At 63.2% G+C, this 9338-nt stretch carries 8 protein-coding genes; 2 read left to right on the forward strand and 6 right to left on the reverse strand.

The window, feature by feature from the left end; all coding sequences use genetic code 11:
- Positions 1–127: 127 nt before the first annotated feature.
- Positions 128–1066 carry a phosphoribosylaminoimidazolesuccinocarboxamide synthase gene (locus FDP28_RS20295; RefSeq protein WP_144663414.1) on the reverse strand — a complete coding sequence of 313 codons (939 nt, stop codon included), beginning with the start codon at positions 1064–1066 and terminating at the stop codon, positions 128–130.
- A 2-nt stretch (positions 1067–1068) separates the two neighbouring features.
- Complete coding sequence (purD, locus tag FDP28_RS20300; protein ID WP_144663415.1) at positions 1069–2379, reverse strand: phosphoribosylamine--glycine ligase; 1311 nt, start codon at positions 2377–2379, stop codon at positions 1069–1071.
- Positions 2380–2532: 153 nt separating this feature from the next.
- On the opposite strand from purD, the gene FDP28_RS20305 reads away from it, so the two are divergent.
- Both FDP28_RS20305 and FDP28_RS20310 read left to right on the forward strand, forming a co-directional pair.
- Positions 2533–3549, forward strand: coding sequence for an asparaginase (locus FDP28_RS20305; protein WP_144663416.1), 1017 nt, complete (start codon positions 2533–2535; stop codon positions 3547–3549).
- Between the two features lie 21 nt (positions 3550–3570).
- The gene (locus tag FDP28_RS20310) at positions 3571–3981 is read left to right on the forward strand and encodes a sterol carrier family protein (RefSeq protein WP_144663417.1); all 411 of its coding nucleotides are present in this window, start codon (positions 3571–3573) and stop codon (positions 3979–3981) included.
- Positions 3982–4051: 70 nt separating this feature from the next.
- Here FDP28_RS20310 and FDP28_RS20315 read toward each other — a convergent pair whose 3' ends face one another.
- The 4 genes from FDP28_RS20315 to FDP28_RS20330 form a co-directional block, all read right to left on the reverse strand.
- Positions 4052–5539, reverse strand: a complete 1488-nt coding sequence (locus tag FDP28_RS20315; protein WP_144663418.1) for a cation:dicarboxylate symporter family transporter — start codon at positions 5537–5539, stop codon at positions 4052–4054.
- Positions 5540–5807: 268 nt separating this feature from the next.
- Positions 5808–6575 (reverse strand): SDR family oxidoreductase, encoded by a 768-nt coding sequence (locus FDP28_RS20320; protein WP_144663419.1) that lies wholly within the window; start codon positions 6573–6575, stop codon positions 5808–5810.
- 20 nt (positions 6576–6595) lie between these two features.
- Complete coding sequence (locus FDP28_RS20325; RefSeq protein ID WP_144663420.1) at positions 6596–7339, reverse strand: aspartate/glutamate racemase family protein; 744 nt, start codon at positions 7337–7339, stop codon at positions 6596–6598.
- A gap of 75 nt (positions 7340–7414) precedes the next feature.
- Positions 7415–8980 (reverse strand): NCS1 family nucleobase:cation symporter-1, encoded by a 1566-nt coding sequence (locus FDP28_RS20330; RefSeq protein ID WP_144663421.1) that lies wholly within the window; start codon positions 8978–8980, stop codon positions 7415–7417.
- Between the last annotated feature and the right edge of the window lie 358 nt (positions 8981–9338).

The following is a 9338-nucleotide window of genomic DNA, read 5'->3' on the forward strand; positions in this document are numbered from 1 at the left end:
ATGTCCACGATGTCCTGAGACAGAGTGTCTACGAAGTCATGAGACAGAACTGTCCATTAAGTCATGAGACTCCACAGTTCCACTGAGCGCTCAGTAGAACATGTGCTGTCCCCCAGTTGGGTGCGGGCTACGCGAAGGTGCGGCCCGTGAGCTTCTCGTACGCCTCGACATAGCGGGCACGGGTGCGCTCCACGACGTCGGCGGGAAGAGCCGGCGGCGGAGTGTCCGAGGACTTGTCCCAGCCGGACTCCGCGGAGGTCAGCCAGTCGCGGACGTACTGCTTGTCATAGGACGGCTGCGACTTGCCCGGCTCATACGTGGACGCGTCCCAGAACCGTGAAGAATCCGGGGTGAGGACCTCGTCGCCCAGCGTGATCACACCGGTGGCGGCATCGCTGCCGAACTCCACCTTGGTGTCGGCGAGGATGATGCCACGTTCGCGGGCGATCTCCTCGGCGCGGGTGTAGATCTTCAGGGTGAGCTCGCTCAGGCGGGCAGCAATGTCATCGCCAACCATTGCCACGACGTCGTCGTAGGTGATGTTGACGTCGTGCTCGCCAACCTCAGCCTTGGCCGACGGCGTGAACAGGGCGTGGTCCAAACGGGAACCATCCACCAAGCCCTTAGGCAGCGGAATCTCGCAGACAGTGCCGGATTGCTTGTACTCAGCCAGGCCCGAACCCGTCAGGTAACCGCGGGCGATGCATTCCACCGGGAACATTTCGAGCTTCTTGCAGATCATCGCGCGGCCCTCGACTTCGGCCGGGACACCGCCCTCAACCGTTGAGGCCAGCACGTGGTGCTCAACCTCCAGCTGCTCGAACCACCACAGGCTGAGCTGCGTCAGAACACGGCCCTTGTCCGGGATCTCGCTGCTCAAGACGTGGTCGTAGGCGCTGATGCGGTCACTGGCGACCACCAGCACGCAGTCCTGGCCGAACTTCTCCGTAATGGATTCATCGGCGGGGACGTAGAGGTCGCGGACCTTGCCCGAGTAGACATGCGTCCAACCCGGAAGGTCCAGCGTCTCGGTCTCGAAGCCTCCGGTGGGAAGGGAGTCAGTCATGCTCAGGCCTGCACTTTCGGGATGGTGCCGGTAGCCGCGTACGGCACCCGGATTTCGCCGCGGGCGGCCTTGCCTGCGATGTCCGTACGGAACTGCGAGCCTTCAAGCTGAACCAGCTCGACGCCGTCGTACGCTTTTTCGCGCGCCTCCACCAGATCCGAACCGAGCGCGACCACCGCCAGGACTCGGCCACCGGCGGAGACCACCTTGCCTTCGTCGTCCAGCTTGGTGCCGGCGTGGACAACGTGGACGCCGTCCAGCTCGTCGACCTTCTTCAGGCCGCGGATGCGGTCGCCCGTGCGGGGCGCGTCCGGGTAGTTTTCGGCGGCAACGACGACGGCGACTGCCGTGTCCTTGGACCAGCGCAACTCTTCTGCCGTGTCCAGTTCGCCCTTGGCAGCTGCCAGCAGCAGCGCACCGAGCGGCGTCTTGAGACGGGCCAGGACAGCCTGCGTCTCGGGATCGCCGAAGCGGACGTTGAATTCGATGACGCGCGTGCCGCGGGAAGTGAGGGCCAGGCCGCAATAGAGGACGCCAATGAAGGGTGTACCGCGGCGGGCCATCTCATCGACGGTCGGCTGGGCTACACGGTCGATGACTTCCTGGACCAGGCCTTCGGGAGCCCACTCAAGCGGCGTGTAAGCCCCCATGCCGCCGGTGTTGGGACCTTCATCGTTGTCGAAGATGCGCTTGAAGTCCTGCGCCGGGGACAGCGGAACGGTGGTGTGGCCGTCGCAGAGGACGAACAAGGAAACCTCGGGGCCGTCCAGGAATTCCTCGATCACCACGGTTCCACCGGCATCGAAGCAGGTCTGGGCGTGTGCCAGGGCTTCGTCGCGATCCTTGGTGACCACGACGCCCTTGCCGGCAGCGAGTCCGTCGTCCTTCACGACATAGGGTGCGCCGAAGGCATCCAAAGCGTCGGCGGCTTCCTCGGCGTTTTCGGCGACGCGCGCCATGGCCGTGGGGACGCCCGCTTCAGCCATGATCTGCTTGGCGAAGGCCTTGGAAGCTTCCAGCTGCGCGGCTTCCTTGCTGGGGCCGAACACAGGGATACCGGCTTCCCGGACGGCGTCGGATACACCTGCGGCAAGCGGCGCTTCCGGTCCGACGACAACCAGGTCCACGCCCAGCTTGGTGGCGAGGGCGGACACGGCTTCCGGGTTGTTCCCGTCGATCGCGTGGGTGGGAACGAGTTTGCTGATGCCCGCGTTGCCCGGGGCCGCGTGGACCTCGGAGACGTTGGGGTCTTCAAGCAGAGAGCGGACAATGGCGTGTTCGCGGCCGCCTGGGCCAATGACGAGTACCTTCACGGCTTAAAGGGTACTTTGTGCAGCGCGCTCGGCCTAAGCTGTGTCACGCAGCGGACCGGGCGCGCACCCGGCGCAGCGGACCCGGGGCGCGGCGGACCCGGCGCGCACCCGGGCATGACCAGGGAATCACGCCACCGCGCCTAGACTTGCTTCATGCCCATGAGTTCGCATGAAACGTTCAACGTTGAGTCCGCCGTCGAACTGGCAGTGATCGAACGCAGTGGCTTTATTGAATCACGGCACGTTGGTGCGGCGGTGGTCCTCTCAGGTGACGGTTCCGTGGTGACGCAGCTCGGCGACATCGACGCTCCCGTCTTCGCCCGCTCCACGCTCAAGCCGTTCCAGGCCCTGGCTTCCATGCAGTCCGGCGTTCCGCTGCGGGGCGCACAGGTTGCGGTGGCGTGCGGAAGCCACACCGGTTCCCTGGACCACATGGACGTCGTTGAAGGAATGCTCAAGGCAGCCGGGGTGCGGGAAGAACACCTCCAATGCCCCACGGCCTGGCCCGAGGACGAGACCGCCCGCAACTGGCTGGTCCGCTCTGAGCGGGGAAAGTCCAAACTCGCATTCAACTGCTCCGGCAAGCACGCGGCGTTCCTCTGGGCCTGCACCGAGAACGGCTGGGACCTCCGGAGCTACCTCGAACCCAACCACCCGCTCCAGCAGCGCGTGCGTTCGGTCATTGAGGAATACAGCGGCGAGCACATTTCCCATCTGGGCATCGATGGTTGCGGCGCGCCCGTGGCCGCGATCTCGCTGACCGGCCTTGCCCGGGCTTACTCCCGCCTGGCCAAGTCACCGGGCAACTCCGCGGCAAACGCCCGTGCGGCCACCATTGCCACGTCCATGCTCGATTACCCGTGGGCCGTCCAGGGCAAGGGCGAATCCAACACCGTAGTGATGGAAGAGTTGGATGTCCTGGCGAAGATCGGCGCCGAGGGCGTCCTGGTCCTGGCCACTCCGACCGGCGCCACCGTGGCAGTCAAAATGCTGGACGGAAACCTCCGCGCCACTTCCCTGGTTGGACTGACTCTCCTTGCCGTGAGCGGGGCTGTGGACATTCCGGCCGTCTCCAGCGTCCTGGAAAGAGTGGTCGAACCCGTACTGGGTGGAGGCCACGAGGTCGGCAGGATCCGTTTGGGCCATGCCGTCTCCGCCCTGCTCGATTAGTAGTTAAGAAGGAACGAACCCATGGCCGTTGCACGTCGCCGCGTCGACATCTCCGAGGGCAAAGCCGCGCTGGCAGCCTGGCGGGCCGCCGTCGAACCTTCCGGCACCGAAACCGCCGGTGAGCCTGCCCCCGCTGCCGGGACGGCGCCGTCGCGCACTTTAATTGCGACGGCGGTGCGCTACTCCCTGGAGGAAGTCACCGCACGCGCGCCGGGCAATTCCGTGGAGGTCCGGGTCCCGCCGTTCGGCGTCACGCAATGCGTGGAGGGTCCGCGGCACACGCGCGGCACTCCCCCGAACGTCATCGAGACCGACGCCGACACCTGGCTTGGGTTGGTGACCGGGCGGATTACGTGGGGTGAGGCCGTGCAGTCCCACAAAGTGACCGCCTCAGGTTTGCGCGCCGACCTCTCTTCGCTCCTCCCCCTCTAACGAGTTCTTGTACAGCCAATGCCCCTAAGACCGCGTCTTAGGGGCATTTGCTGTACAAAAACCCGCCGGGTTAGTCGGGGCAGACCGGTGTTGTCGGTTGGCCTGGCTTGCTCATCTCGAACTGCGGGATCTCATCCGCTGCCGGGCCGCCACGAAACTTCGGTGAGGGTTCCTGGCCGGTGCTGATGCGCTCGAGCTCCTGCTGGGCGTAGACGTCTTCCTTGCCGAGCATGATGGCCGTGTCCTCGTTGGTGATTTCGCCGTTGAAGGCGCGGACCATGACGCTGCGGTCGAACTGGCCTTCCCACTTGGCCACCACGAACGTTGCCACGCAGTTGCCGAGCAGGTTGACCACTACACGCATGGAGTCCATGAGGCGGTCGGCACCGAGGAGAAGCGCGACGCCGGCCACCGGGAAGATGCCGAGCGCGGCGGCGGTGGCCGAGAGGGCCAGGAAGGACGAGCCCGGAACACCGGCCATGCCCTTGGAGGTCAGGAGCAGGACGCCGAGGGCAGCCAACTGTTGGCCGAGATCCAGGTTGTGGCCGAAAGCCTGCGCCAGGAAGAGCAGCGAGATGGAGAGGTAGATCGCGGCGCCGTCCAGGTTGAAGGAGTAGCCGGTGGGCACTACCAAGCCCGTGGTGGCCCTTGAACAGCCGGCGTTGGTCAGCTTGGTCATGATGCGCGGCATGACTGCTTCCGTTGACGCCGTACCGAGTGCCAGCAGGAATTCCTCTCGGGTGTACTTCAGGAACTGCCACAGCGGAACCCGCGCGAAACCCCAGGCCACCAGGAACAGCAGCCCGATGAAGACGATGGCCGCGCCATAGCAGGAGGCAATCAGCAGGGCGTAGGTTCCCAAGGTGCCCACCCCGTACTGGCCGATGATGAAGGCCATGGCACCGAAGGCACCGATGGGGGCCACTTTCATGATCCAGGACATGATCTTGAAAATCAGTTCCAGCACGGTTTCCATGAGGCTGATGACCGGCAAGCACCGTTCGCGGCCGATGACCACGATCGCGGCGCCGAAGAAGACGGAGAAGAAGAGCACCTGAAGCAGGCTGTTGCTGGCGAAAGCGCCGATCACGCTGGACGGAATGACATCCAGGATGAAGGCCGCTGCATCCTTGGGGACTGCGTGGCCGGTTTTAGCGTCGAGCGCTTCCTGGGAAAGGGTAGCGGGATCGATGTTGAGGCCAGCACCAGGCTGGACAATGTTGGCGACGACCAGGCCGAAAACCAGGGCGAAAAGCGTGGCGCCGGTGAAGTACAGGAGTGCTTTGACCCCGACCCGTCCGACCGCCTTGACGTCGCCCACTGCCGAGATGCCTGTGACGATCACGAGGAAAATTAGCGGGGCGATGATCATTTTGATGAGTTGAATGAATCCATCACCCAGTGGCCGGAGTGCGGACCCGATGTTCGGCCAGAAATGACCGATGAGCACACCTGCGACGACGGCGATCAGGATTTGAAAAAAGAGCGACTGGTACAGCCGCTTTTTCTTCTGCGGGGCCGAACTCGCCTTCAGCGCCGCGGGGTCTGGGATCTTCATTGATCTGAACCAATCAGTTTGGGAACAGCCCCTCGTTTTGGGGGGATGTTTTCAATGTAAGCCGGGTCACATCATTCCGCAAGGGGAGATTCGATTTCCATATTGCGGAAGTCACAATGCGTTTGGTATGCCACTTTTAGGTGCCGCTACGACCCACTTTGGCAGAGGAAAGCCCCCAGAACGCCGGAAAATTCGGCGTTCTGGGGGCTTGGCGGCCTCAATGTTGGTCGTGGCGGCCCGGGTGGGCGCGCCGGGGCAGCCGGGAGTCCTAGCCGCGGCCTACGAAGGGCATGCCTGCCGCGGTCACCACCAGCGAACCGACACTGGCCGACGCCGGCATATTGGCCATTAGCAGCACAGCCCGGGCGGCGTCATCCACGGGGAACATGGGCTCCACCTTGCGGGAACCGTCGGCCTGCAGCGCACCCGAGCCAACCCCGATGGTGTCCATGATTTCGGTGCGGGTATTGCCGATGTCGATCTGCCCGCACGTAATCCCGAATTCCCGCCCGTCGAGCTCAATACTCTTGGTCAGACCGGTCATGGCGTGCTTGGTCACCGTGTACGCCACCGACCGGGGCCTGGGCGAGTGCGCGGAGATGGAGCCGTTGTTGATGATCCGGCCACCCTGCGGCTGCTGGCTTTTCATGGTCCGGACGGCCTCGGAGGCACAGAGCATGGACCCTGTCACATTCACCCGCAACGTGGCTTCCCACTCCGCGACGTCAAGATCGCCCACGTCCCCGGACGGCCCGAAGACGCCGGCATTGTTGAACAGAACATCAACCCGGCCCCAGCGTTGGCGGACTTGCTCGAAAAGGCGCGCGACGTCGTCGGGCGCTGTCACATCGCACGGTACGGCAAGCGCTTCGGGGTGACCATCGGCCGTCTCCAGCAGCTGCGCTTCCCGCCGCCCCGCAAGCGCCACCCGGTAGCCGTCGTCGAGCATGAGCCTGGCCACCGCCCGCCCGATCCCGGACCCCGCACCGGTTACGACGGCGACCTTTGGGTCCGCGGGCAGGCTGGAGTCAGTCATGTGGTTGCCTTTCGGTGGTTTTAGAGCGCACTGGACTGGGCGACGGACGATATCGGCCAGCCTATGACAGTCTTCGGGCGCGGTGTGGCGTAGGTTCGGACCTTGGACGTGGAGAGGCCAAGCCGGACGAGGGATTCTGCAATGGTGACGGCCGAGGCCACACCATCAACCACCGGGACTCCGGTGCGCTGGCGGATCTGCTCATCAAGCCCTGCCATGCCGCCGCAGCCCAGGACAATCACTTCCGCATGGTCCTTGCTGACAGCTTCCTCAGCCTGGCCGACAATCGCCTCGACAGCACGTTCCGGGTACTCCTCCAGCTCCAGAACAGCCATCCCGCTGGCTCGCACGGAAGCGCAGCGGGCATCCAGTCCGGCCAGCTTGAGGCGGTCCTCAATCAGGGGCACTGCGCGGTCCAAGGTGGTGACGACAGAGTACTTGTGACCCAGGAACATCGCTGTGCTGGCCGCGGCCTCGGTGATGTCCACCACCGGAACCTCCAGGAGTTCCTGCAGGCCCTCCCTGCCGTGCTCGCCGTAACCGGCCTGGATGACGGCGTCGAACGGCTCCGGGTAATTGACCACAGCGTCCATGACGGCGATCGCGGCCAGATAGCTTTCGAAGTTGCCCTCACAGGAGTCGGCACCAAAACGCGGCGTGATGCCGATGATCTCGGTTCCGGGAGCTGCGGCAGCGCGGGCCTGGGCTGCGATGGAGTCCGTCATGGACTGCGTGGTGTTCACGTTTGCGACAAGAATGCGCATGGTATTTCCTCTCAATGGCAGCGCCCGCCCTGCGGCCAGTTGACCGGAAGGACGGGCGGCGCCTTTTGTCACGTGTCAGTGGGTGCTGGCGACGGCGATCGGCTCGCCGGAAACGTCCTCGTGGACCTGCTTCTTGTCCGCAACGGCGAAGTAGGTGAGCGCTGCGACACCGGCCCCGATGAACCAGGCGAACGGTGCCGCGGCTGCCAGTCCAGGGATGAACGCGATGGCGATCGCCAAGGCAGCAGCCGGAAGCATTGCAATGACAGCCTTCGGGTTGACGCCCCGCTTGTAGAAGTAGGCACCCTTGGGGTCTTCCGTGTAGAGCTCGGGGACATTGACCTTGCCGCGGCGGACCAGCCAGTAGTCAGCCATGACAACACCGAACAGCGGGCCAAGCAAAGCACCGAGGCCACCCAGGAAGTACACAATCACAATCGGGTTGTTGTAGAGGTTCCACGGCAGGATGATCAAGCCGATGGTTCCGCTGACCCAAGCAGCCTTGCGGAAGTTCAGGTGCCGCGGGAACAGATTGGTCAGCGCGTAGACCGGAGCCACGAAGTTGGCCATGAGGTTCACCGCGATGGTCAGGATCAGCAAAGCAAGGCAAGCCAGGACCAGCAGCAGCGTGTTGGGGATGCTCTGGACGATGTCCGAAGGGCTTTGGATGACCGTTCCGTTGATCTTGTACTGGCCGCCGGCCATGACGACGACGATGGCGCCAAAGACGAGCATGTTGATGGGAATGCCCCAGAAGTTTCCCTTGACGATCGACTTCTTGGACGTAGAGGACCTGGTGAAGTCGCAGAAGTTCAGGACGAACGTTCCATAGATGGACACCCAGAGGGCGCCGCCGGCAAAGATGGTCAGCCACATCTCGGTACCTTCAAGGCCCTTGATGCCGGTCCACTGGATGGCGCCACCGGCTTCGATGAAGACCCAGACGGCGATCGCGGCCATGGTGACGAGGATGACGGGGCCAGCGAAGGCCTCGTATTTGCGGATCATCTCCATACCGAAGCTGACGATGACCAACTGCACGATCCACAGGGCAACGAACGAGAACCAACCGAGCGTGGAAAGGCCCAGGATGGAGTTGCTGTCCAGGTCCTTCAAGCCAGGAGCCATGGCCACGAGCATGACGCGCAGGACGACGGAGGCCAGGTAGGTCTGGATGCCGAACCAGGCGACTGCGACGGCGCCACGGACAAGGCTTGCGATCTGGGCTCCCCTGATGCCAAAGCTGATGCGGCTCATCACTGGGAAGGGAACGCCCATCTTTTGGCCCATGAATCCTGAGAAGTTCAGGAGGGCGAAAAGAAGCACGGCACCGATCCCAAGGGCAACCAGGATTTGCCAGCCGCCCAAGCCAAGGGAGAACAGGCCGATGGCGAAGGCATAGTTACCCAGGCTGTGGACGTCGTTGGCCCAGAGGGTAAAGATGCTGTAGCTGGTCCACTTGCGGCCTTTGGCTTTGGTGGGTGCGAGGTCGATGTTGTAAAGACTGGGACTGATGGTACGGCCTGCGGCTTCGGAAGCAATCGCACAAAGATCCGTGTTTCCCACGACCGGGTGGTTGGGGGCGCCCGTCTCTGCGTCTTCCGGAGTCTCATTGACGCCGACTGATGAAGTCGTCTGCATCGTGGATCTCCACTTCGTACTGATTCCACAATATGGAATCAAGTTATTGAATAGTGAAAGAACTGTATGACGCAGGTCACCTCCAGTCAAGGTTGAGACTGTACGCCGGGTCACATTCGGTTGTTTGCCGTGAGGATTGCCGGTTGACTGTTTCGGATACGTGATCCGTGTTGACGCTGCCCACGGGCGCACGTAATCTCGAATTGCAGAATTTTATTCTCACAATACGAAATTCCCTTGAGCGCCCCCACAGAGCAAGCGCCCATACATTCAATGAAGAGAGGTTGGACGTGGCTGCAGGAGAAGAGACCTCACACATCCTCAGCGGGTTGACTGCCCAGCTGCCTGATCGTGATCC

Source organism: Paenarthrobacter nicotinovorans, from assembly GCF_007670255.1.
Taxonomy (GTDB): Bacteria; Actinomycetota; Actinomycetes; order Actinomycetales; family Micrococcaceae; genus Arthrobacter; species Arthrobacter nicotinovorans_B.

What these genes read in the sequence shown, in the direction of transcription:
- FDP28_RS20310 (WP_144663417.1), top strand. Translation starts at nt 3,571, where the DNA reads ATGGCCGTTGCACGTCGCCGCGTCGACATCTCCGAGGGCAAAGCCGCG.
- FDP28_RS20320 (WP_144663419.1), bottom strand. Translation starts at nt 6,575, where the DNA reads ATGACTGACTCCAGCCTGCCCGCGGACCCAAAGGTCGCCGTCGTAACC.
- FDP28_RS20325 (WP_144663420.1), bottom strand. Translation starts at nt 7,339, where the DNA reads ATGCGCATTCTTGTCGCAAACGTGAACACCACGCAGTCCATGACGGAC.
- FDP28_RS20295 (WP_144663414.1), bottom strand. Translation starts at nt 1,066, where the DNA reads ATGACTGACTCCCTTCCCACCGGAGGCTTCGAGACCGAGACGCTGGAC.
- FDP28_RS20315 (WP_144663418.1), bottom strand. Translation starts at nt 5,539, where the DNA reads ATGAAGATCCCAGACCCCGCGGCGCTGAAGGCGAGTTCGGCCCCGCAG.
- FDP28_RS20330 (WP_144663421.1), bottom strand. Translation starts at nt 8,980, where the DNA reads ATGCAGACGACTTCATCAGTCGGCGTCAATGAGACTCCGGAAGACGCA.
- FDP28_RS20305 (WP_144663416.1), top strand. Translation starts at nt 2,533, where the DNA reads ATGCCCATGAGTTCGCATGAAACGTTCAACGTTGAGTCCGCCGTCGAA.